The organism is Nitrincola tapanii (genome assembly GCF_008368715.1).
In the GTDB taxonomy this organism is placed as follows: Bacteria; Pseudomonadota; Gammaproteobacteria; order Pseudomonadales; family Balneatricaceae; genus Nitrincola; species Nitrincola tapanii.
Map to the genome: position 1 here is coordinate 398,404 of NZ_SMRS01000001.1, position 23,291 is coordinate 421,694.

The window sequence follows — 23,291 nt, forward strand, 5'->3', positions numbered from 1 at the left end:
ATCAGGAACTCCGACTTTTATGACGGCCAGCGACCAAGGCAACGGCCAGCATCATCGCCAGCATCGCCAGAACCAGTGCGGTGTCGCGTGCGGCCGGCTGCAATTGCCATTCCGCCAGAATCAATAAAACAGCCACACCGGTGGTGCCTAGGAGTTGTGCACCTAAGAGACGATCTGCCAAGCGTGGGCCGCGCCAGATGCGGATCAAGCCCAGTAATAATGAGCCGAGCAAAAGCACAAGCGTGACGCTATAGACCCATATCATCGGGATTTAACTCCTTGACCTATCCAAAAGAGGAAGCTGAAGAAGAGGGAGCGTAAATAGACGCCTGATACGGTTCTCCACCTGAACTAACTCCGCTGCAGCCTTGTCGGGTTGATCCAAACAATGGATCTCCAGGCAGTTAGGTTGCCAATTTAGACTTAGGGTTCCCGGCAAAAGGCTGATGACACCCATCAAGCACCAAAGTGGCAATCCACTCAGTTCAGTCGGGTAGGTAAAAACACTGGGATGGAGCGGCAGTTTAGGATCGAGAGTGCGGCGCGCGATATCCAAACCCGCAACGCAAGAAGCCTGAACGAAATAGAGCAAAAAAGAGGGTAAAGCGAACAGGCACAGGCGCGCCGATTGCATAGGGTCGGCTGTCTCTGGCGTGGGGCTAAGACGCAGACTTAACCAGGCGGCGAGCAAGCAGGCCGGTAGGCCCAGTAGCCAAGCGGAGAGCGCCCCTTCGCTGAGCAGTGACCAAAACAGCAACGCCAGTAAAAGGCGCAGTAGAAAAGCGAATGGATCGGAGCGCTTTCTACGGGTTTGGGAAGCGCTCGGCCGGTGGCTAACGGAAGGCATCACAGTGATCCTGTTCCGGCACTGCAGGGGTGAAGAGGAGCGCATCCGCGCTATAGAGCCGTTTGTCTGCCTCGGTATAGGGTGCTGGGAGATAGGCTTCAGGCAGTTGAGTTGGCTGGATAGAGGTTAAGAGTAAAACCTCGACAGCCTCTGGACCTAACCAGCGTGGAATGCCGAGATCACGCTGGGCATGTAACGCGCCGGTGATCAGAAGATTCACCTGATCCCTGGCCGTGAAGGCGCTTAAACGACGCGCCATATGTTGATCTCTTGCGAGCTGTACATTCAGCATCGAGGGCAGTTGGTTTCTGGGCAGATGGCCACAATGGCTTTGCCACAGCAGCTCTAACATATAACTGCTGTGCGCACTGTCCAATACTCCTTCGGGTGCGCCCTGTTGATAGGCCTGGCGTTGTGCAGACGGTTCTAGATCCGCAGCAACCACCCCCTTCGCCTGTTCCAGGGCGAAGCGAATGAGTGGCGAATAATCCGACCAAGACCAGCCAGGATTCCAGTCAATCGCCTCGGGACTGAGTGCCTCCGGCTGTGCCAGCAGCGCATCCAATGCGGCTTGCTGGCCGCTATTTAGCATTTCAAAAGCCACATAACCCAGCTGTTCTGAAGCGGCAAGATGTTGAAGAATTTTCTGCTGAGCGGCGTGGTGTTCAGGGTGGCCATGCTGTTCACCGATAATTAACCAGGTGCCGGGTTTCAGTTGATCCAGCCACGTGTTCAGTGGCCCTAATGTCTGCTGTTCACGTGACCAAACTTGGCCAGGCAGAGGATTCAAGGACGGCTCGGTGCTTTCAGGTGAGGCCTGAACCCCTAGCCTGAAGCTCATCAGAAGAATAAAAATTAGGCCAAGTCTGAATCGCATTAGCGCTCCCGGGTTTTGACATCCAGATAATCACGTTGAATAACAGTTTCTAAAGCATTGACGGCCGCCACCAGCTCATCGAAGGTTTCACGACAAGCACGTAGTTGTTTGATCTGATCGGGTGAGGGCACCTGATCCGGTGAGATACGCGCAATATCCAAAAGTTCACGGATATAAGCGGCACGGGTGTGAGCCACCATCGAGAGCAGGGGTTTCAGATCTTCGAGACTGAGTTCGGGGATCGCAGGGTTGATAATGCTACGATTGATCTCACGACGATATTTTTCCAGTTCCAACAATAACCGGTTGTTACTCACAGTCATGGTATAGTCTCCAAAGATAAACCACTGGGCGTGTTTAATTATGGCTGTAGGCTTGAAATTCTGCAGCCTGTTTGTTGATATTTATGCGAATTTTGAATCTTCCTGGGATAGCCGATGTCCATCGAAACCACCTTTAATGGCGAAACCGAAACGCTGGCACTTAAAGCCTTCAGCGAAAAAGCCTACCTTGATTACTCAATGTACGTGATTCTAGATCGTGCTTTGCCTCATCTGGGTGATGGCATGAAACCGGTACAGCGCCGTATTGTCTATGCCATGTCGGAGCTGGGTTTAAAAGCCAGTGCCAAGTACAAAAAATCGGCGCGTACCGTCGGTGATGTACTCGGTAAATTTCATCCGCACGGTGATTCTGCCTGTTACGAAGCGATGGTGCTGATGGCTCAGCCCTTTAGTTATCGTTATCCACTGGTCGATGGTCAGGGGAACTGGGGATCACCGGATGATCCAAAATCCTTTGCGGCCATGCGTTACACCGAATCACGCTTGTCACCCTATGCTGAAGTTTTACTGCGTGAACTGGGCCAGGGGACGGTGAATTGGCAGCCTAATTTTGATGGCACGCTAGAGGAACCCGAAGTTCTACCGGCGCGCCTGCCGAATGTTCTGTTGAATGGCAGTACAGGCATCGCGGTGGGTATGGCGACCGATATTCCGCCCCATAATCTGCGTGAAGTGGCGGCAGCCTGTATCCATCTCTTACACCAGCCCCAAGCCAGCGTTGCCCAGTTATGTGCGTTTATCCCCGGCCCGGATATGCCGACTGAGGCGGAAATTGTCACCCCCGCGGCTGAATTACAGAAAATTTATGAAAGCGGACGTGGCTCTTTGAAGATGCGCGCCGTGTATAGCCTGGAAGAGGGCGAGATCGTCATTACCGCGCTGCCTTATCAGGTGTCGGGTGCCAAAATTCTTGAGCAGATCGCGGCACAGATGCAGCAGAAGAAGCTACCGATGGTCACCGATCTGCGTGATGAATCGGATCATGAGAACCCCACGCGCTTAGTGATTATCCCGCGCTCAGGGCGTATCGATGTTGAGCAGTTGATGGCGCATCTGTTTGCCTCCACAGATCTGGAACGGAGCTATCGCGTCAATCTGAATATGATCGGGGTCGATGGGCGCCCTCAGGTAAAAGATCTGCGACAAATTTTAACTGAGTGGTTAAGCTGGCGAACGCAGATTGTCCGTCGACGTTTACAGCATCGTTTACAAAAGGTGCTGGATCGCCTGCATATCCTGGAAGGTTTGTTGATTGCCTATTTGAATATCGATGAGGTCATTCAAATTATCCGCGAAGAAGAGGAACCTAAAGCGGTGATGGTGGCGCGTTTTGGGATTAGTGAACAACAAGCGGATGCCATTCTTGATTTGAAACTGCGGCATTTGGCGAAGCTAGAAGAGTTTCGTATACGTGCCGAACAAAGCGAGTTGGATGCGGAGCGCCAAACCTTACAAGCGACCCTGGCGTCTGATGAGTTAATGCGCGATCTCATACGCAGTGAAATTGAAGCGGCCGCAGCCGAGCATGGTGATGAGCGTCGCTCACCGATCGTGGCACGTGCGGAAGCTCAAGCCTTTAGTGAGAAAGACCTGCTCAGTGCCGACCCAGTGACGGTGGTGTTATCTAAACAGGGCTGGATACGTGCCGCACGTGGGCATGATATCGATGCGGCAGGCTTAAGTTATAAATCCGGTGATGGTTTTAAGCTGGCCTGTTTGGGGCGGATGAACCAGCCAACGATCTTAATCGATTCGACGGGGCGCAGTTATAGTCTGGACACCCATGCCTTGCCTTCGGCACGAGGTCAGGGCGAGCCGGTGACCGGTAAGCTGACTCTGCCGAAAGGCGCTAGTATTGAAGGCCTGATCTGTGCACAAGAGACCGATAAGGTGCTACTGGCTTCGGATGCCGGTTATGGTTTTGTTACGTCGATTGCTGAAATGAGCAGCAAAACCAAAAATGGCCGTGCAGCCTTGACGCTCCCAGATGGGGCTAGGGTGTTGTCACCTGTACTGATTGCTTCCTTGGCAACCGATCGGGTCGCCGCCGTGACCAATGAAGGGCGCTTGCTGGTTTTCCCCGTTGCCGAATTGCCGGAGTTGTCCAAAGGCAAGGGGAATAAGCTTCTGAATATCCCTTCAGCGCGTGCGGCCTCGCGGGAAGAGTATCTGGTGGCGCTGACCTGCTTGTCAGCAACCGATACGCTGTTGGTCAGCAGTGGTCGTCAACAGCTTAAGCTGAAGGGTGCGGATCTGGAGCCCTATCAGGGTGAGCGTGGCCGTCGCGGACATAAACTGCCGCGTGGTTATCAAAAGGTGGATGCCTTAGGTGTGGTGGCTGAGATTCAGGCGTAAAACCTGAACCCCTTGAGCCTTGAGCCTTGAGCCTGAAGGCTTGGATAAATAGCCGTTTGGAGGCTATTTATCCGGCCTGATCAGGTTTTTGGCTGAGTTTGCTTAAGAGGTGGCGTGCTTGCTTCTCTAAGAGCTCTTGATAGGAGTCGGCAATCCGTAAAATCAATACCTTATCTTCATCTTCACGTCGGAAACTTGCACCTTCTAACAATGAACGCTTGAGATCTGGTGCTTCAGTTAACGCCGTATGGCTGATCAGTTCATTGCTCTGCGTGCTGCGTGTTAAGAACTGCGCTTCCTCGAATAATCGCTCCAGACGCTCTTTGCGACCTCGGACCAGCGCCATATGCAGATTCATCACGGGGCGGAAAAGACGAATACGATTCTGATTAAACTGTTTGTACAGGTGAGTAAACAGCATGGCGGCACAGACGGCGTTGATACCGTGACTGTCATCTTCTTGTGCTTGATCAAAAATGATCTGCATATCCCCTAGGGCACTGACCACTAGGCGGCCGTTGTAAATTGACGCTACAGAATTGGCCAAAACACGATAATTGCGCATCAAAACTTGGTGCTCTTCTGCTTCAACATATTCCGAATGCGCGCTGGTGGTATCGATCAGCAGTAAATAGCCAGCTTCCTGTGCGGGCAGAATCAGCTCAAGATCCTGTTCAAAAGCTAGGAAGGGAAGCGGTTCATCTTCACGGCTGGCAATCAGTGGATTGATGCGTGTCGGCGGCGTGCTTTCCTCTTCGAGCTCGACGGCGGGCACAAACAGGTGGTCATACGCATCTGATTCTGCGGTTTCATCGGCAAACTCTTCCCCCCTAAGGTTCAGGCTGGGCGTGAATTTGGGCATGCTGGGCTGTGAGGGCTCCGGTTTTAATAGAGAGACCAGATCCTGGTTATCGAAAGCGCGAGTGTCCTGGCGGATCTCAGGACGATTTTGGGCCGCTAGGCTGGGTTCGGGTGTCAGCGTCTGATCAGGAATTTCAGGGAATTCAGGGGTTTCCGCTGCTATTCCAGTTTCGGGTTGGAAAAAAGGTTCGAGTCGAGCGTGTTCAGGCGATCGCGCTGGCTGGGTGGCTTGTGTGGGTGCGCTGATAGATTTACTTGGAGTCTGTGGCTCTGCACGTAGATTCAAAGCGCTCAACTCGGCATCTAAATCCAGTTCAAATTCGGTGACGCGACTGATTAAGGGTTCGCTCAGCACAGGCGGAGTGTCTAAATCGACAGTCCAGCTTTGGGTGGCGATTTCCGGCTCAGCATCAGCTGCCAAAGGCGCTTGCCGATCCTGAGGGCTTAGCACAACCTCGTCAAGCTGTGGCTGTGGCTGTGGCTGTGGCTGTGGCTGTGGCTGTGGCTGTGGCTGTGGCGCAACGGCGGCTTTGGCGGGTGTACTTTCAACTGGCGGTGGGATGACCAGAGGTAAAATATCATCTGGATTGATAATCGGAATACTGTCTCTGAGCGCTTCTTCAGACAGCTGGGCGCTGCGGTAGCGGTCGGATGTCGTCAGATCCAGGTCGTCACTCGACACTAACGCATCTTCATCTTCTGCGGTGGCTCTTGCCGGTGTGGGGCGGCTGCTGAGACTGACCCAAAGACAAAAGAGGGTAAGGAACGCGGTGGTGCCGGCGGCGATCAGAAACTGTTTCTGTTGCTCTTGCAGCATAACCTCTAGGGGCTCAGGTGAACTCCAAAGACTGATTTCACCTAAGCGCTCACCGGAGCTGATCAGTTCACGGCTGACAGCGATCCCTTCATGTTGACCGGCCATTCCGACTAAGTGGCCTTCGGCATCCGTTAAACGCATCCCGGCAATCATGGGCAGTTGGGTTAATTCACTAAGTAGGTAGCTGGCGCTGATGCGGTCATTGCTTAGAAGTAAGTTGAGAAACAAGGGGCTGATGCTATTCACTAAGCGTTGATTATTCTGTTCTGAATAGACTTCTGCTTGCTGGCGCGTTTCCATGCGCAGGTAAGCGGAGGTCGTCAGCAAGCCGGTGATCAGAACCAGAGTCGTGATCAGCAGCGGGCGCAAACGTGAGCGAGGTGGATGGACAGGCGTTTGGCTCATGAAAGATGAAGTTCCGCGGTTATTGAAATCCAAGAAAATAAGGCCAAAAAACCCGTAAATCATAACAGGTCTCGGCGGGTGCTCACAGAGATCTGCAGAGAGTGTGCAGAAGCAGAATGACCCCTGTTTCAGAGAGCGCTATAATAGCGGCTTTTAGCCTTTCTCGGGAACCAGGCAGGATGAATGTAGAAGAGTATATGAAGACGCTGGGTCAGCAAGCGCGCCTTGCCTCCCGGCGGATGGCCAGTGCAGACACAGGTGTTAAAAATCGCGCCCTGGAGGCGATGGCCAAAGCGCTGGATGCCGCACGTGCTGAGCTAGCGGAAGCCAATGCACTGGATCTGCAGGCCGGTCGTGAAGCGGGTTTGGATGCGGCGATGCTCGATCGTTTAGAGCTGACCCCAGCACGTATTGATACCATGATCGAAGGGTTACATCAGGTGGCGACGCTACCCGATCCAATCGGTGCGATGACTGATCTGAACTATCGCCCTTCTGGAATTCAGGTTGGCAAAATGCGTGTTCCCCTCGGTGTGATCGGAATCATTTTTGAATCACGTCCGAATGTGACGGTGGAGGCAGCCAGTCTGTGTTTGAAGTCGGGCAATGCGGCGATTTTGCGCGGCGGCTCTGAATCCGTGCATTCCAATCAGGCGATTGCACGTTGTATCGCGCAGGGCTTAAAAGCGGCCGGTTTGCCTGAAGCCGCCGTGCAGGTGGTTGAAACCAAAGATCGAGCGGCAGTCGGGCATTTGATTACCATGCCGGAATATGTCGATGTGATCGTCCCACGTGGAGGTAAAGGCCTGATTGAGCGCATTTCTGCCGAAGCCAAGGTTCCAGTGATCAAGCATCTAGACGGTATTTGCCATGTCTTTATTGATCAGGCAGCCGATAAGGTGAAAGCGATTAATATCGCACTGAATGCAAAAACGCATCGTTATGGTACTTGCAACACCATGGAAACCCTGTTGGTACATCAAGCGATGGCGGCCGAGGTTTTACCTGATCTTGCCGAACGTTATCAGTCGGTTGGAGTGGAGTTGCGAGGGTGTGCGCGTACCTTGGCGTTACTGCCCGGCATTAAAGCCGCAGAGGAAGTGGATTGGTCGACGGAATATCTAGCGCCCGTACTGGCGATCAAGGTTGTGGATCATCTGGCGGAAGCGATCGAACATATCAATCATTACGGCTCGCATCATACCGATGCAATCGTCACGGAAAATTACACCGATGCGCGCATTTTCTTGCGTGAAGTGGATTCCAGTTCTGTGATGGTGAATGCTTCGACGCGTTTTGCCGATGGTTTTGAGTATGGTTTGGGTGCGGAGATCGGGATCTCCACAGATAAAATCCATGCCCGAGGTCCGGTGGGTCTAGAGGGGCTGACTTCTCAGAAGTATATCGTTCTAGGTGATGGGCACCTGCGTCGTTGATGAATGCTCAACCCTTCGTCTTTATGGGCGGGACTTTTGATCCCGTGCATAACGGCCACCTGCGTACCGCGCTCGAGATACAGCAATGGTTAGGCTGCGCTCAGGTGTGCCTGTTGCCTTCGGGGCAACCGGTGCATCGTGAGCAAACCGGTTGTTCGGCGCAGGATCGTTTGGAAATGGTGCGTTTAGCCGTGCGTGATGCCGCGCATCTCAGCGTGGATGATCGTGAAGTGAGATCGGATGCACCCTCCTATTCATGGTACACCCTGAAATCCTTACGTGAGCAATTCGGAGCCACGACTCCGATCTGTATGGTGATGGGCATGGATGCCTTCTTGGGGCTGCCGAGCTGGTATCGATGGCAGGAGCTGCTGCAGTTCAGTCATTTGATCGTGGTCACGCGCCCCGGTTTTGGCTTGCAACCGGATCCACAACTCCAGGCTTGGTTGCAACAGCATCAAACTCAGGACGTCAATCAACTCTTTCGCCAAGCGGCAGGCAAGGTTTGTATTCATGAATTAACTCCGCTGGGCATTTCCGCCACACAGATACGGCAGTTAATTGCCAGCGGTCAGTCACCCCGCTATCTACTGCCAGATCAGGTGTGGGAATATATCAAAATACATCAGCTTTACGGCTATCAATTAAGGTAATAAGCAACTCATGCAAACAGAACAACTGATTCAATTGGTTCAAACCATTCTTGATGATATGAAAGCACGCGATGTGGTGCTTTTGGATGTGATTGGCAAATCCAGCGTGACCGACTATATGCTGATCGCCAGTGGAACTTCTAAACGCCACGTGGGCTCTATAGCGGCGGAAGTGTTAGAGAAGGTAAAGGCCGCAGGAGTCCGTCCTATCGGTACCGAAGGGCAGAATGTTGGAGATTGGATTTTGGTCGATCTCGGTGATGTGGTCGTGCATGTGATGATGCCGGATGCGCGTGTGTTTTACGATCTTGAGCGCCTTTGGCGTGCCGATCCCAGCGCGGATGTGCAGGTGAACGCTTAATGCGTGTCCGGCTCTTGGCGGTGGGTCAGAAAATGCCCGGCTGGGTAGAAGCGGGTTTTAATGAGTATGCCAAACGCCTACCGACTGATTTTCAGTTGGAACTGGTTGAAATCGCGCCAGGCTATCGTGGCAAGGGCGCTGATATTGCCCGTGCTATCCGCAGTGAAGGGGATGCGATGCTGGCCGCGCTGCAAAAAAATGAAAAGGTGATCGCTCTGGAGGTTGGCGGGCGTTCTTGGTCAACCGAGCAGTTGGCGCAGGAAGCCGAAAATTGGCGTATGGATGGACGTAATCTGGCCTTACTTGTCGGTGGACCGGATGGTTTAGATGCGCGTTGTGTTGCTGCCGCGGATCAGAAATGGTCTTTATCGGCGCTCACCTTACCTCATCCCTTGGTTCGCATTGTGTTAGCCGAACAGTTGTACCGAGCCTGGACTCTGCTCCAAGGCCATCCTTACCATAAATAATTGGGCGTTATGTCAGAAAGCCAGCGAATCAAAGATCCAAGCAATGAAACCGCAACCTTTCAGCGGCGTGCTTGGCTTGCGTTTTTTTTGGTGCTGCTGGCCTTCATCATTCTGATCAGTCGTGTGTATTACTTGCAGGTCGTGGAGTATGAGCGTTACACCGCGATTTCAGACCGTAACCGCATTCAGCTGCAACCCGTCGCACCCAGACGCGGGCTGATCTATGACCGCCAGGGGGTATTGCTGGCCGATAATCAGCCGACTTTTAGTGTGACGCTGTTACGCGAAGAGATTCGTGATCTGGATACCACGATTGCAACCCTTGCTGAGTTAATCGAGATCAGTGATCGTGATATCGAACGTTTTCGTCAGAGGTTAAATCAGCGTCGACGACCTTACGAAACTGTGCCGTTGCGCTTTCGTTTAGATGAAGAAGAGATTGCCAAGATTGCAGTGAACTACCATCAACTGCCGGGAGTGCAGGTGGAGGCGGATTTGATCCGTTATTATCCCTTTGGTGAAACTCTGGCGCATGCTTTGGGCTACGTCGGACGCATTAATGAGCGTGATCTTGAGCAGATCGATCCGCGCAAATATGCCGGTACTCATTACATCGGTAAACTGGGGGTGGAGAAGTTTTATGAACCGATTCTACATGGTCAGGTCGGTTCACAAAAAGTGGAAACCAATGCGCGTGGCCGAGTGCTACGTATTCTTGAGCGCGAAGATCCAGTGCCAGGCGCGGATTTGCAGCTCAGTTTAGATATACGCTTGCAACAATTTACGGAATCTCTGTTGCAAGGTCGGCGCGCCTCTGTCGTGGCGATCGACCCGAATACCGGCGGTATTTTAGCGTTGGTCAGCACCCCCGCTTACGACCCTAACCTATTTGTGATGGGAATTTCGGCAACCGACTATAACGCTTTGCGTGATTCCCCCGATCTGCCTTTGTTTAATCGTGCCGTACGCGGCGGCTATCCTCCGGGCTCGACCATCAAACCAATTATGGCTATGGCGGCGATTGACAGCAAAACCGTACGCCCCGACTACACCATTTGGGACCCAGGGTATTATCAGGTCACTCAAGGAGGTCGGCGTTATCGTGACTGGAAACGGGGCGGGCATGGCCGAGTTAATTTGAATCTTGCCATCGCTCAATCTGTGGATACCTGGTTCTACGATGTGGGCCATCGTATGGGTAATGAGCCCATGGCGCACTATATGCGCATGTTTGGTTTTGGTGAGATCACTGCCGTGGATACACCGGAAGCGATCCGCGGTGTGCTCCCGACACGAGAGTGGAAGCGCGGGGCGATGGGGGAGCCCTGGTATCCTGGAGACTCGATTAATATGAGTATTGGTCAGGGGTACATGGTTGCAACGCCCTTGCAGCTGGCCATTTCAGCGGCAGTTTTAGCCAACCGTGGGCGCTGGGTACAACCCAGATTGTTGATGGGTGTGATCTCGGAGGAGAATCCGGATGAGTTGACGCTGCCCGATCTAGTGACTGAACGCCCGGTACCTGAGGATGTAGTCGTGCATCATCCAGAGTTTTGGGAGCCAATTATCCAAGGGATGGTGGATGTGGTGCATGGCCCAACGGGCACCGCGCGTCGCGTGGCGCAGGGGATGCAATATAAAATGGCCAGTAAAACGGGAACGGCGCAGGTGATCGGGATTGCACAGGATGCACGTTATGACGCCAGTAAAATCGACGAGCGCTTCCACGATCATGCGCTCTTTATTGCCTTTGCACCGGTTGAAGATCCAAAAATCGCGATCGCGGTGGTTGTGGAAAATGGGGGGGGCGGTTCCAGTGTGGCCGCGCCGATTGCTCGCGAAGTGATGGATGCCTGGCTCTTGGATGATTACACCAATGATTTGAGGTTGCCCTGATGAGTCGTGATTTTCAGCGCACCATGCCAGGGGCTAGAGATCACTTTAGCCAGGCACCCAGTTGGTGGAGTTACACCCGTTTAGACGCTTGGCTGCTCAGTTTTCTGCTGCTGTTGTGCGCCTATGGGCTGTATATCCTGTACAGTGCATCGGGGCAGGATATGGAGTATGTACAGCGTCAAGCCGTACGTATGGGCGCCGGTTTTTTCTTAATGATTCTGATGGCGCATCTGCGACCACGTGCCTACCTAACCCTCGCTCCTTGGCTTTATGTATTCGGAGTCGGCTTGTTAATCGCTGTACTCTTGTTCGGTGTGCAGGCAAAAGGTGCGCAGCGCTGGATCGCTCTGCCAGGAATGCGTTTTCAGCCTTCAGAGCTGATGAAGTTGGTGCTGCCGATGGCGATGGCAGCCTATCTGGTGCGCGGCAGTTTGCCACCTAGTCTACCGCGGTTATTGGTGTCGCTGTTGATACTTGCTGTACCGGTCGCGATGATTATGAAACAACCAGATCTAGGCACCAGTCTGTTGATTGCTTCCTCTGGAGCCTTTGTGATTCTTTTTTCCGGCATCTACTGGCGCTATGTTTTTCTGGCCCTGGCGGCTTGTGGTGCGGCGCTACCAGTGCTCTGGAGTGTGATGAAGGAATACCAGCGGCAGAGGGTGTTGACCTTTATGAATCCAGAAAGTGATCCGCTCGGTGCGGGTTGGAACATCATTCAATCCAAAACTGCGATCGGCTCCGGTGGGCTCTCGGGTAAAGGCTGGTTGCAGGGAACGCAATCCCAGCTAAACTTCCTGCCGGAATCCCATACCGACTTTATCATTGCCGTGGTGGGTGAGGAGTTGGGCATGTATGGCATTCTATTACTGGTCTGTCTGTACCTGCTGATCATTACACGGGGCTTGGTGATTGCTAGTCGCGCTACCGATAGCTTTGCACGCCTCTTGGCCGGCAGTGTGACTTTAACTTTTTTTGTATATGTGTTGGTCAATATTGGCATGGTAACCGGCTTAATGCCGGTGGTGGGTGTGCCTTTGCCGATGATCAGTTATGGAGGGACTTCCATAGTGACACTGATGGCCGGCTTTGGCATTCTAATGTCTGTCAACGCACATTCCCCTCTGCAGCGGCGTTAAGGAGATAGTATGCGACTTCATAGATTTAAATCGATCGCCTTGGCGGCACTTTTGTTTACAGGTGTAGGGGTGACGCCAGCACAGGCCAATTATGCTCAGCATCCGGATGCGCAGGCAATGATTCAACGCCTGGTAGCTGAGGGATTTGATGAAGCTTGGTTACGTTCAACGCTTGCTCAAGCGCAGCGCCAGGATTCGATCTTGGCAGCGATGGATCGACCGGCTGAACGACGTTTTAATTGGACAGAGTATCGTGCGCTCTTTGTCGAGCCGCAGCGTCTGCAGCAGGCTTTGGAGTTTTGGGCTGAGCATGAGCAAACCTTGGCACGAGCTGAAGCGGAATATGGCGTACCGGCTGAAATCATCGTCTCAATTATCGGCGTGGAAACACGTTATGGCCGCATTATGGGGCGTCATCGAGTCTTAGATGCCTTGGCGACGCTTGGTTTTGATTATCCGCGTCGGGCTGAGTTTTTTCGCGGTCAGTTAGAGGATTATCTGCGCCTGGTGCGTGAAGAAGGGGTAGAGCCTGGGCAGCTGGTTGGATCCTATGCTGGGGCGATGGGGTATGGTCAGTTTATCCCTTCAAGTTTCCGTCGTTATGCGGTGGACTTTGATGGGGATGGTAAACGAGATATCTGGAGTAACCCTGTTGATGCGATTGGCAGTGTGGCCAACTATTTCCGCGAACATGGTTGGAAAACGGGTGCGGCGGTACGGGCGCCGGTTCTATTACAAAAACCGGTGGATGCTGCGCTGTTTAATACCAGTCTGCTGCCTGAAAAAAGTTTAATGGAGTGGTCACAAGAAGGGATAGCGACCAGCGCGGATCAGGAACTTTCCCAGGCCGCGGCTTTGCTGAGTTTTGATACGGATGACGGCCAGCTGTATTGGTTCGGATTGCATAATTTTTACGTGATTACGCGCTATAACCACAGCCGCATGTATGGTATGGCGGTGTATGAGTTCAGTCAGGCTATACAACAAGCACGTTTGGCGTCGCGGAGTTGATCGATGCGTGTTCTTTTTATTTTTCTAAGTGTCGCATTTCTGCTGCTCTCTGGCTGTGCTACACAGCCTCCTTCGGTGTCAGACGGCGGGACTAAACCACCGGCTAGCAGCGGCGGGCGTTATGCTATGAAGCATGACCGCTATCCGGTGAATCCCCCCGATGTGAGTAAGATTCCAGACGCGGAACCGCGTTTTGAACCCTACAGTCGGGGCGGTAATCGTAGCCCCTACGAAGTGTTTGGTCAGACTTATTATGTTTTACCTACCGCGGTCGGCTATCGAGAAAAAGGCATGGCTTCCTGGTACGGTGAAAAGTTTCACGGTCATCACACCTCGAATGGTGAGGTCTATGACATGTATACCATGACCGCAGCACATAAGAGTCTGCCCTTGCCGACCTTTGCTCGTGTGACCAATTTGGATAACGGCCGCTCGGTGATTGTGCGGGTCAATGATCGCGGTCCTTTCCATGAAGATCGAATTATTGATCTCTCTTATGCCGCGGCCCATCGCCTGGATATTTTGCGTGAAGGGACTGGGCGCGTTGAGGTGGAGGCACTGACACCGGGACGTTGGACAGAAGCGATTGCACAAAGTGGTGCACAAGCAGGCGCTGCTTCAGCCAACATCCCTGCACAGAGAGTGGAACCTGCCGCCGCTCCTGTGGTCACTCGAGATAACCGTTACCTTCAGGTCGGAGCTTTCTCTGTGGAGGCGACCGCGCGCCAAGTGCAAACTCGTCTGGTGTCCTTGAGTGAGGGTTTGCCCGTGGGGGTCTATCAAGTGAACCCTAGCGAGCGTCCACTCTATCGAGTAAAAATTGGCCCCTTGCAAGCAGGGCAATCCCTTGAGGGATTGATCTCACGCTTAGCCGCGGCCGGTTTCCACTCACCGCACCTGGTGGACATGCCCTAATTCGAAAGGTAGAGTGATCCGCTCTTCGAGATGAACCTAATGAACAGGATATTTTTCTCTGATGAACCCTATTCGCCCCTCTATTTATTTAGTGTTACTGCTGTTTAGTCTGATTTTGGTGCCTCTGGCTCAGGCGAATAATCTGATGCCTTCGCCACCGCAGTTGGCGGCACGCTCCTATTTGATTATGGATGCGCACAGTGGCCAGGTGCTGGTCGCGCAGAATGAACATGAGCGTTATCCTCCGGCGAGTTTGGTCAAAATTATGACCAGTTACATCGCGGAACAAGAGATTATTCGCGGCAACTTGGCCGAAAATGATTTGGTCACGATCAGCGAAAAAGCTTGGCGTACCGGCGGATCGCGTATGTTTGTGCAGGAAGGAACTCAAGTCAGTGTGATCGATCTACTGCGCGGCATTATTATCCAGTCCGGTAACGATGCATCGGTCGCGATTGCTGAGCATATTGCCGGTAGTGAAGAGGCGTTTGCGGACTTAATGAACCAGCATGCACGACGTATTGGCATGACCAATACTCATTTTGAGAATGCCACGGGTCTGCCTTCAGATAATCAATATGCTTCGGCCTATGACCTTGCTTTGCTGGCACGAGCCTTGATCAATGATTCCCCTGATTATTATCCGATTTACGCGGAAAAATACTTCGAATACAACAAGATTCGCCAGCCTAATCGCAACCGTTTGCTGTGGCGTGATGATACGGTGGATGGCATTAAAACCGGCCATACCAATGCCGCAGGTTATTGCTTAGTTGCGTCGGCAGTACGTGATGACATGCGTTTAATCAGTGTCGTGATGGGATCGGCGAGTGAAGAAACGCGTGCTCAGGAGACACAGCAGTTGCTGGCCTATGCGTATCGTTTCTTCCGCACACATCAGCTCTATCAAGCCGGTGAAACCTTGAGTCAGTCACGGGTTTGGGGCGGTGCCAGTGACCAGGTGCGTTTAGGAGTGGCGGAGTTGATGGCGGTTACCCTACCGCGTGGCCAGGAAGATAATATTGAAGTGACCTTGGATCTGCCGGCGCGTATTAAAGCGCCCTTAGAGCAGGGGCAGGTGTTAGGCCGTGTGGTGGTGAATTTAAATGGCGAAGAGCTGGAAAGCCGAGATCTGGTCGCACTGGAAGCGGTGGAACCCGCCGGTTTATTGAAACGGATTTGGCACAGTATCCTACAGTTCTTTATGGGATTGTTGGGTAAGTAACCCATTTTGAGTGAACAGTGAAACATGAGTGAGATGACAGAAGCCCCTAAGATCGAATTTCCCTGTGCGGACTATCCGATTAAGGTGGTGGGCAATAACGAAAACAATTTTTACGGCTTTGTAGTAGAAACCGTACAAATTCATGCGCCGGATCTTGATCTGACGAAAGTTAGCATTCAAGACAGTCGTAATGGTCGTTTTCAATCGGTACGCCTGAAAATTACCGCTACGGGTGAAGCTCAGCTGAAACGGCTGTTTGAGGATTTAAAGGCCTCCGGGCGTGTGCACATGGTGCTCTAAGGCATGGTGATGGAGCAGCTGCGGGTGCGCGATTTAGGTCTGCAACCCTATCTGCCCGTGTGGCAGGCGATGCAGAGCTTTACCGATCAGCGTGACGAACAGACGGCGGATGAGATCTGGTTTGTCCAGCATGAACCGGTGTTTACGCAGGGGCAAGCGGGCAAAGCGGAGCATCTGTTGAATCCTGGCACGATTCCCGTGATTCAAGCTGACCGCGGGGGGCAGGTGACCTATCATGGCCCAGGCCAGCTGGTGGTGTACCTTTTGTTGAATCTGCGCCGGCGTAAACTGGGTGTGCGCGATGTCGTCACCTTGATGGAAGACGCCGTGGTGAATCTGTTAGCTGGGCAAGGGATTCAAGCCCAAGCGCGCCCCGACGCTCCCGGTGTGTATGTCGCCGATGCTAAAATCGCGTCCTTAGGCTTGCGCGTGCGTCGAGGCTGCTCCTTTCATGGTCTGGCGTTGAACGTGGATATGGATATGACCCCTTTCCTCAGTATTAATCCCTGCGGTTATGCGGGAATGCGGATGACCCAAGTGCGGAATGAGGGCAGTGCCCTGACGCTAAATGCCTGTGCGAAAGTCCTACTAGATTACTTGGTTAATAAGATCGGTTATACTCAGATCGATTCCTACACCTCATTGGAAAACTGAAGTTATGTCTGAAACCCCATCCAAAGCCAGCGTTCGCGTGGAGCAGGGCGTTAAGCTGCGTGGCGCGGAAAAAATGGCGCGTATCCCAGTTAAAATTCTGCCGACCGAAAAAGACGAAATGCCACGTAAGCCTGATTGGTTGCGTGTACGCATGGGCTCTAATACTGAAGTTAAGCGCATTAAAGATAAGTTGCGTCAGCATAAGCTGGCTTCAGTCTGTGAGGAGGCCAGCTGCCCAAATATCGGTGAGTGCTTCAGCCACGGCACAGCGACCTTTATGATCATGGGTGATATCTGCACACGTCGCTGTCCGTTTTGTGATGTTGCCCACGGTCGGCCTAATGCACTGGCTCAGGATGAACCGAAAGAGCTGGCCATCGCGATTGCGGACATGGGGCTGCGTTACGTGGTGATTACTTCAGTAGATCGTGATGATCTGCGTGATGGTGGTGCTCAGCATTTTGCCGAGTGTATTCGTGAAACACGTGAGCGTATCCCAAGCATCCAGATCGAAACACTTGTGCCGGATTTCCGTGGGCGTATGGATATTGCTCTGGAGATTTTACAAGCCACTCCGCCCGATGTGTTTAACCATAACCTAGAAACCGTGCCGCGTTTATATCGTAAAGTGCGCCCGGGTGCGGATTATGCTTGGTCTTTGGAGTTGCTGAAGCGTTTTAAAGCCTTGCGCCCAGAGGTTCGTACCAAGTCGGGTTTGATGGTGGGTGTGGGGGAAACCAATGAAGAGATTATTGAAGTCATGCGGGATATGCGCGCGCATGATATCGACATGATTACGATCGGTCAGTATTTGCAGCCAAGTCGCAATCATCTGCCTGTTGATCGTTTTGTTACGCCGGCGGAGTTTGCCGAATTTGAGCAGATTGCCAAGGAATTGGGTTTCTCGCATGTAGCCAGTGGACCCTTGGTTCGTTCATCTTATCATGCGGATCTACAAGCCAAGGGGGAGAAGGTCGGCTGACCTTAACCCCCCCCATCTCAAACCATCTTTAGCCTGTTACAGCGTGCTAAAGATGGTTTCGACCAGATCGTCCATGCAGACAATACCCAAGAGAGTATTGTCCTGAAGAACCAGAACGCGTTTGATGCGGTTTTGGGCCATCAAGCCAGCAACATGCTTCACCGCTAGGCTCTCACCCACCGAAATCACAGGTTTGATGCAGATGTCGTAGACATTGATCAGATCAATATCGCCGTTTTCTGCGATCACGGTCTTAATGATATTGGTGTAGGTCACCAGTCCATAAGCGTCACTGTCGTTGGTCTTTTCAACCACTAAAGATTTAATGCGTTTGCTTTTCATCAAGCTCAAAGCATCACGCAGGGTGGCGAAAGGGGAGATGGTGACGACATCTCGTACCATAACGTCTTTAACCAGCATAAGGGATTCCTTTATCAAAGAGTTTCTTTTAAGTGACGCTCAAACTTTTCCAGTTGCGAGAGATCAATACCACCTAGATGTTCCAGAGGAAAGCTGAACACCACTCCCTGTGAGTTGTTCTCTTTATCGGTGGTCAGAAGTTGCTGCACCGCTTTTAGGATCTCCAATGAGAGCCCCTTCTCCAGCACCATCAAAAGTACCGATTGGCTACCCTCATAGGTCAGCCCAAAGAAGGTTTTTTTGCTGTTATTACTGATGCCGCGGCCAGTTAAAATGGTAATGCCGCCTGCGCCAAGATCGCGGGCTTTGTCGATCACCGATTGTTCCAGATCTTCTGGAACGATTGCGGCCAGTACGGAGAATTTCATGTGCTCACCCTATTCTTTTTACTCAGCAGATCCATCAGGATTGCATAGCTCATCACGGTTACTATGGGGAAGATTGAAGCAAATGCAATCAAACCAAAACCATCAATTAATACGTTTCGACCTTCGATCTGGGTTGCCAGGCCGATGCCAAGCGCGGTGACCAGAGGTACGGTGACTTCCGAGGTGGTCACCCCGCCTAAGTCAAAAGCTAAAGCGATGATATATTTAGGTGAGATAGCCGTGAGCAAGATCACCAGGCTATAACCCCCGATAATGAAATAGTGCATGGAGCCACCGGTGATTAAACGATAAACGCCGATGGAGATGCCTAAGGCGACACCCAGTGCGACCATGATGCGTATCGCGTTACCTCGGATTTTACCAGCCGCCGCTTCTTCCGCTTGTTGTCCAACTGCAATCAGTGCCGGTTCCGCCATAGTAGTGGCAAAACCTATCATGAAAGCAAAGAGATACACAAAGGTGTAACCATCAAGAGCGAGCAACTGCTCGGCCATGCTGTAACCAATCGGGAAAAGGCCGATCTTGAGGCCAACAACAAACGCATAAAGACCGATGATCACCAAGAGAAAACCAAAGGCTATCTTAGGTGGGTTGCTCAGAGGGCGTTTGAGAATGATGTACTGAAAGAACAAAATGGTAATCAGAATCGGCAGGACATCACGGAACATACTCAGCAGATCAAGAATGCCCTGCATCAAGGCTGAATGACCCACTATTTGATCTTGAGTTTGATGCACTAGGGAAACCATCTCAGCGGGCATCGAATACACATAGATCCCGTATAGCTGCACGCTGATCATCGGCACCATCACCGCCATAGCCACCAGGCCAAAACCATCAATCAGAGGGTTACGGCCGCGGATAGAAGAGGCTAAGCCTATGCCCAAGGCGGCAATGAGCGGAACGGTCACAATATTGGTGGTCACGCCGCCGGAGTCGTAGGCTAATCCAACAATCTCTTCCGGTGCAAAGAAGGTCACGATCACGACCAGGATATAACCAATGATCATGTACCAGTGAATCGGGTGGCCAAAGATGATACGAAACACCCCGAGGGCAATGACTAGGCCCACCGAGGTGGCGACTAAAAGACGCAGCACTAAGGCGTCAATGCGCCCTTCGCTGATCTCTTGTGCCTGATTGGCCACTGCAATCAGCGCAGGTTCCGCCACCACGGCGGAAAAACCCAGCGCAAAACCAAATGCCAGCAGAATAGGCACTGAGCCCTTGCGTGCAAACTGATTGGATAAGCTTTTGCCAACGGGGAAGATGCTTAAATCTAAACCCTGGAGAAAGAGTGCGACGCCAACGGCTACGATCAACAGACCAAACGCCATGCTCAGGCTATTGTCCGGCACCTGCTGAAGGATGGCGAGCTGGAAGAAAAGCACAACCGCAACGATCGGAAGAAGATTCTTCAGAGCGTGAAGGAAGGCGTGGAGAAAGCTTTTCAGATAAAGCAAACTGACCTCTCAGGACAAGCAGGGAGTTGCCCAGTATAAGCACTGGATTTATAAGGTCAATCCTGTTGCGTTGGCTTGATCTCGGGGCTGAGCTTGTGGCCAAGCCCCGGTTTGGCTCTGAGGGTTAAATCAGATGCAATCAGCGCTCGCGTTTCAAGCGGTGACCGGACGCATATTCGTTCACATTAATCACGTGATCCCCAATGCGCTCTAAACGGTTCAGGGCATCAATGAAGACCATACCGGAACGGGGTGGGTAATTTCCATTTTCCAAGCGGCTATAGTGATTTTTGCGGAACTGTTTGCGTTGCTTATTGATACGTTTTTCCAGCGCAACAGCCTCTTCCAGTTTGACCTCTTCCGGTTCGCGTGCCACGTTTTGAACCATGTTGAGGATGGCATCATGTAAAACCTCCATCATGATTCTGAGCTCTTCAAAAGCTTCTTCGGGCCAATCACTCTGGTATTCAGAGAGCTTGTCGGTGGTCTTGGCAGTTTGATAATAAATATCGGCAATACGCTCCAGATCGTTGAGCATCGCCTGCATATTGTGAATCCGCTCGGTGAGCTCATGCTCTAAAGAGGTGCGTTCACTGATGCGTACCAGATAGTCCGAAATCTCCACTTCCAACTGGTCGGTGGCCTTCTCATCCTTGCGTAGCTTTTTTAACAGATCTTCACGATCGGCATTCGGATCAAACAAGAGTTCATTCACTCGGCCGTGCATCCGATCAACAATACCGGCAAAGATCTGTATCTCTTTTTGTGCCTGTTGAATGGCAAACAGAGGTGAGGTCATCATCCCGGTACTGATGTATTGCAGATGAAACTCATCTTCTTCACCGCCGCGATCAGGTTGAATGTATTCAACAAAACGCACCAGATAAGGCACCAGTGCAAAGAGTAAGCAGACATTCAGTACGTTAAAAGTGGTATGAAATAACGAGAGGGCGAGGGTGGCGTTAGAACGTGCTTCCACATCTCCGCTTAAAACGGAAACGGGAGATTCAGTGAACAGCTGTACAATCATATCCAGCGCGTTGAGGACCGGATAGATGAGGAGCATCATCCAGAGCACGCCAATCACGTTAAAGAAAAAGTGGAAGCGGGCGGCGCGTTTGGCATGCACATTCCCGACGAGGGCGGCAATGTTGGCCGTCACCGTGGTGCCGATGTTTTCACCGAGGATCATCGCGGCCGCAATTGGGAAGGAGATCCAGCCCTCAAACAACATAACGAGGGTGATCGCAGTTGCGGCAGAGGACGATTGTGTCAGCAGGGTGAGGATCGTACCCACCAAGACAAATAGGATTAGGGATAAATATCCATAATCAGTAAAGCTGTCGAGGAAAGCGAACATAGCCGGGTTGTTATTGATATCCGGTACCGAGCCCTTAATAAATTCCAGACCGATAAACAGAATACCAAAACCCACCATAGCTTCTGCAATGTTGCGCCAGCGTGCATTTTTCGAGAAGAGGAACGCAAAAAACAAACCGATCAACGCCAGCGCGATGGGGGTAATCTTAAATTTGAAGCCAAATAGTGCGACCAGCCAGGCAGTAATGGTGGTGCCAATGTTGGCACCCATGATGACGCCAGTGGATTGCACAAAGGTGAGGAGGCCTGCGTTCACAAAGCTGACGGCCATCACGGTGGTGGTGGTGGACGATTGGGTGATGGCGGTGGTGCCAAAGCCAGTCAAAACCCCGGTTAAACGGTTGCGTGTCATGCCACCGAGGATGCCTTTGAGGCGGTTGCCGGCAATCTTCTGCAGTCCCTCACTGAAGATTTTCATGCCGAAAATAAAAATCCCCAGAGATCCGATTAACTGGAGGAAATCAAAAATGCTATAGGTCATGACGGGGCCTGGCTTTTAAATGTGACAGGGAGGTTAAGTTTTTGTGACAGGCATTCTGACGCTGAATTGTTACAGAAGTGTTAAATTTTTGTAACAAAGCGGCAGAAACTTCGAAGCTTGCGGCTGAAAAGTTTAGATCAAAGCAGAAGGTGTTCAGCGAGGAGCCTGGATCGATCAGAGAGAGGCTTGGGCTTGTTAAACGAGGGCTAAATTCAGTGCTTGGAGAAGGCTTGGAAATAAAATATTTGTAAATATAAGTACTGTGGGATTTAACAAGCATTGTGACGGGCCGATGTTTGTCACAAAAAAGATGGTAGCGGTGGGCGGACTCGAACCGCCACGCCGGTAAAGGCAACGGATTTTGAATCCGTCATGTCTACCAATTCCATCACACCGCCAACTCGAAAGCTTCAACCCTTGCTCGAACTCAGTCTTGCTTGGTGAAGTGAGGCGAGATTATAGCGAGTTTTTTCGAGGCGTCAATCAAGACTGAAAAAAAGTTTCAGTTGAGTTAAACTGCGCCACCTTTGTTCTGTACAGATCGGCATCATGCAATTAAGTGACTTTTACTTTGATCTTCCTGATGAATTAATCGCACGTTATCCCTTGGAGCAACGCAGCGCCAGTCGCTTGCTCTGTGTCGAGGGTAATACAGGGGCGCGTCAACATCGACAGTTTACCGATCTGGTGGCTTTACTTGAGCCAGGCGATCTATTGGTGTTTAACGATACGCGTGTGATTCCCGCGCGTTTATATGGGCAAAAGGCTAGTGGCGGCAAAATTGAATTACTGATTGAGCGAATTCTGGGTGAAGATCACGCTCTGGCGCATTTGCGCGCGAGTCGTGCGCCCAAGCCTGGCACCGAGCTTATATTAGAGGGTGGGTTGCAGGCTGAAGTCCTGGGGCGGCGTGGCAATCTGTTTGAGTTGCGCTTCCAAGCTATGTCGTGCAGCCTGCTGCAAGCGTTGGAAGACCACGGCCATATCCCCTTGCCGCCTTACATGCAGCGAGAAGATCAGCATTCAGATCGTGAGCGTTACCAAACGGTTTATAACGCCAAACCTGGTGCCGTCGCGGCGCCGACAGCCGGCTTGCATTTTGATGAGCCCTTGTTGGCAAAGCTTAAAGATCAGGGGATCAACACCGCCTTCGTGACTTTGCATGTGGGTGCTGGAACCTTCCAGCCCGTAAAGGTAGACAATATTCATGAGCATCAAATGCATGCGGAATATATCGAAGTCAGTGAGCAGGTCTGTGCGGCGGTGCGTGCCGCCCGCGCGCGCGGGCGTCGTGTTGTGGCGGTGGGGACAACCAGTGTACGTGCTTTAGAAAGCGCTAGTCAGAGTGGTGAAATTGCGCCCTTCTGCGGAGATAGTCAGATTTTCATCTATCCCGGTTATCAATTTCGCAGTGTGGATGCACTGATTACCAATTTCCATCTACCGGAATCCACGCTGTTGATGCTGGTCTCTGCCTTTGCGGGATATCGGTCGATGATGGAGGCTTATCAGGAGGCGATTGCTGAGCGTTATCGTTTCTTTAGCTACGGTGATGCTATGTTTTTAACCCGACGCACCCTGTTGGATGAGGAGAGTTTGTGAGTCGTCAATGT

General features: G+C 51.9%; 23 protein-coding genes and 1 tRNA gene. 14 read left to right on the forward strand and 10 right to left on the reverse strand.

All coding sequences use genetic code 11. The features are described 5' to 3' along the window. Position 1: 1 nt before the first annotated feature. From E1H14_RS02005 to E1H14_RS02020, 4 genes are read right to left on the reverse strand one after another with little or no spacing between them, the layout of a single operon-like run. Positions 2–265 (reverse strand): monovalent cation/H+ antiporter complex subunit F, encoded by a 264-nt coding sequence (locus E1H14_RS02005; RefSeq protein ID WP_149389771.1) that lies wholly within the window; start codon positions 263–265, stop codon positions 2–4. A gap of 6 nt (positions 266–271) precedes the next feature. Continuing rightward, complete coding sequence (locus E1H14_RS02010; protein ID WP_160142001.1) at positions 272–847, reverse strand: Na+/H+ antiporter subunit E; 576 nt, start codon at positions 845–847, stop codon at positions 272–274. Beyond that, a complete protein-coding gene (locus E1H14_RS02015) occupies positions 834–1,724 on the reverse strand; it encodes a ChaN family lipoprotein (protein ID WP_149389773.1) in 891 nt (296 codons plus the stop codon). The genes E1H14_RS02010 and E1H14_RS02015 overlap by 14 nt, the downstream gene beginning before the upstream one ends. After that, the gene (locus tag E1H14_RS02020; protein WP_149389774.1) at positions 1,724–2,047 is read right to left on the reverse strand and encodes a hypothetical protein; all 324 of its coding nucleotides are present in this window, start codon (positions 2,045–2,047) and stop codon (positions 1,724–1,726) included. The genes E1H14_RS02015 and E1H14_RS02020 overlap by 1 nt, the downstream gene beginning before the upstream one ends. Before the next feature lie 114 nt (positions 2,048–2,161). Between E1H14_RS02020 and parC the strand changes: the two genes are divergently transcribed. After that, positions 2,162–4,423 carry a DNA topoisomerase IV subunit A gene (gene parC, locus E1H14_RS02025; protein WP_149389775.1) on the forward strand — a complete coding sequence of 754 codons (2,262 nt, stop codon included), beginning with the start codon at positions 2,162–2,164 and terminating at the stop codon, positions 4,421–4,423. A 67-nt stretch (positions 4,424–4,490) separates the two neighbouring features. Here parC and E1H14_RS02030 read toward each other — a convergent pair whose 3' ends face one another. Beyond that, the gene (locus E1H14_RS02030) at positions 4,491–6,506 is read right to left on the reverse strand and encodes a hypothetical protein (RefSeq protein ID WP_149389776.1); all 2,016 of its coding nucleotides are present in this window, start codon (positions 6,504–6,506) and stop codon (positions 4,491–4,493) included. Between the two features lie 179 nt (positions 6,507–6,685). Between E1H14_RS02030 and E1H14_RS02035 the strand changes: the two genes are divergently transcribed. The 12 genes from E1H14_RS02035 to lipA all read left to right on the forward strand — a co-directional run bounded on the left by E1H14_RS02035 (position 6,686) and on the right by lipA (position 17,545). Further along, positions 6,686–7,942: a glutamate-5-semialdehyde dehydrogenase gene (locus E1H14_RS02035; protein WP_149389777.1), complete on the forward strand. Its 1,257-nt coding sequence runs from the start codon at positions 6,686–6,688 to the stop codon at positions 7,940–7,942. Next, entirely contained in the window at positions 7,942–8,595 is a 654-nt protein-coding gene (gene nadD / locus E1H14_RS02040; RefSeq protein ID WP_235017358.1) for a nicotinate-nucleotide adenylyltransferase, read from the forward strand. The genes E1H14_RS02035 and nadD overlap by 1 nt, the downstream gene beginning before the upstream one ends. Before the next feature lie 10 nt (positions 8,596–8,605). Further along, positions 8,606–8,956, forward strand: a complete 351-nt coding sequence (gene rsfS, locus E1H14_RS02045; protein WP_149389778.1) for a ribosome silencing factor — start codon at positions 8,606–8,608, stop codon at positions 8,954–8,956. After that, on the forward strand, positions 8,956–9,423 hold the full coding sequence (gene rlmH, locus E1H14_RS02050; RefSeq protein WP_149389779.1) for a 23S rRNA (pseudouridine(1915)-N(3))-methyltransferase RlmH: 468 nt from the start codon (positions 8,956–8,958) through the stop codon (positions 9,421–9,423). Before rsfS ends, rlmH begins: the two co-directional genes overlap by 1 nt. 9 nt (positions 9,424–9,432) lie before the next feature. After that, positions 9,433–11,319, forward strand: coding sequence for a penicillin-binding protein 2 (mrdA, locus tag E1H14_RS02055; RefSeq protein WP_149389780.1), 1,887 nt, complete (start codon positions 9,433–9,435; stop codon positions 11,317–11,319). Further along, positions 11,319–12,458 (forward strand): rod shape-determining protein RodA, encoded by a 1,140-nt coding sequence (gene rodA / locus E1H14_RS02060; protein WP_149389781.1) that lies wholly within the window; start codon positions 11,319–11,321, stop codon positions 12,456–12,458. The genes mrdA and rodA overlap by 1 nt, the downstream gene beginning before the upstream one ends. Positions 12,459–12,467: 9 nt before the next feature. Continuing rightward, entirely contained in the window at positions 12,468–13,469 is a 1,002-nt protein-coding gene (gene mltB, locus E1H14_RS02065) for a lytic murein transglycosylase B (RefSeq protein ID WP_149389782.1), read from the forward strand. A 3-nt stretch (positions 13,470–13,472) separates the two neighbouring features. Next, positions 13,473–14,384, forward strand: a complete 912-nt coding sequence (locus E1H14_RS02070; RefSeq protein WP_149389783.1) for a septal ring lytic transglycosylase RlpA family protein — start codon at positions 13,473–13,475, stop codon at positions 14,382–14,384. Between the two features lie 61 nt (positions 14,385–14,445). Continuing rightward, a complete protein-coding gene (locus tag E1H14_RS02075; protein ID WP_149389784.1) occupies positions 14,446–15,609 on the forward strand; it encodes a D-alanyl-D-alanine carboxypeptidase family protein in 1,164 nt (387 codons plus the stop codon). Positions 15,610–15,633: 24 nt separating this feature from the next. Beyond that, a complete protein-coding gene (locus E1H14_RS02080; protein ID WP_149389785.1) occupies positions 15,634–15,909 on the forward strand; it encodes an HP0495 family protein in 276 nt (91 codons plus the stop codon). 3 nt (positions 15,910–15,912) lie between these two features. Next, the gene (lipB, locus tag E1H14_RS02085) at positions 15,913–16,563 is read left to right on the forward strand and encodes a lipoyl(octanoyl) transferase LipB (RefSeq protein ID WP_149389786.1); all 651 of its coding nucleotides are present in this window, start codon (positions 15,913–15,915) and stop codon (positions 16,561–16,563) included. Positions 16,564–16,567: 4 nt separating this feature from the next. Continuing rightward, the gene (gene lipA, locus E1H14_RS02090) at positions 16,568–17,545 is read left to right on the forward strand and encodes a lipoyl synthase (RefSeq protein ID WP_149389787.1); all 978 of its coding nucleotides are present in this window, start codon (positions 16,568–16,570) and stop codon (positions 17,543–17,545) included. 36 nt (positions 17,546–17,581) lie between these two features. Here the strand turns inward: lipA and E1H14_RS02095 are convergent, their stop codons facing one another. From E1H14_RS02095 to E1H14_RS02115, 5 genes are all read right to left on the reverse strand, one after another. Continuing rightward, on the reverse strand, positions 17,582–17,965 hold the full coding sequence (locus E1H14_RS02095) for a CBS domain-containing protein (protein WP_149389788.1): 384 nt from the start codon (positions 17,963–17,965) through the stop codon (positions 17,582–17,584). A gap of 14 nt (positions 17,966–17,979) precedes the next feature. Continuing rightward, on the reverse strand, positions 17,980–18,333 hold the full coding sequence (locus E1H14_RS02100) for a transcriptional regulator (RefSeq protein WP_149389789.1): 354 nt from the start codon (positions 18,331–18,333) through the stop codon (positions 17,980–17,982). Continuing rightward, positions 18,330–19,817, reverse strand: coding sequence for a DUF1538 domain-containing protein (locus E1H14_RS13390; protein ID WP_149389790.1), 1,488 nt, complete (start codon positions 19,815–19,817; stop codon positions 18,330–18,332). Before E1H14_RS13390 ends, E1H14_RS02100 begins: the two co-directional genes overlap by 4 nt. Positions 19,818–19,956: 139 nt before the next feature. Continuing rightward, entirely contained in the window at positions 19,957–21,678 is a 1,722-nt protein-coding gene (locus tag E1H14_RS02110) for a Na/Pi cotransporter family protein (protein ID WP_149389791.1), read from the reverse strand. A 311-nt stretch (positions 21,679–21,989) separates the two neighbouring features. After that, a tRNA-Leu gene (locus E1H14_RS02115) sits at positions 21,990–22,076 on the reverse strand. A 151-nt stretch (positions 22,077–22,227) separates the two neighbouring features. Between E1H14_RS02115 and queA the strand changes: the two genes are divergently transcribed. Beyond that, positions 22,228–23,280: a tRNA preQ1(34) S-adenosylmethionine ribosyltransferase-isomerase QueA gene (gene queA / locus E1H14_RS02120; protein ID WP_149389792.1), complete on the forward strand. Its 1,053-nt coding sequence runs from the start codon at positions 22,228–22,230 to the stop codon at positions 23,278–23,280. The last annotated feature ends 11 nt before the right edge of the window (positions 23,281–23,291 follow it).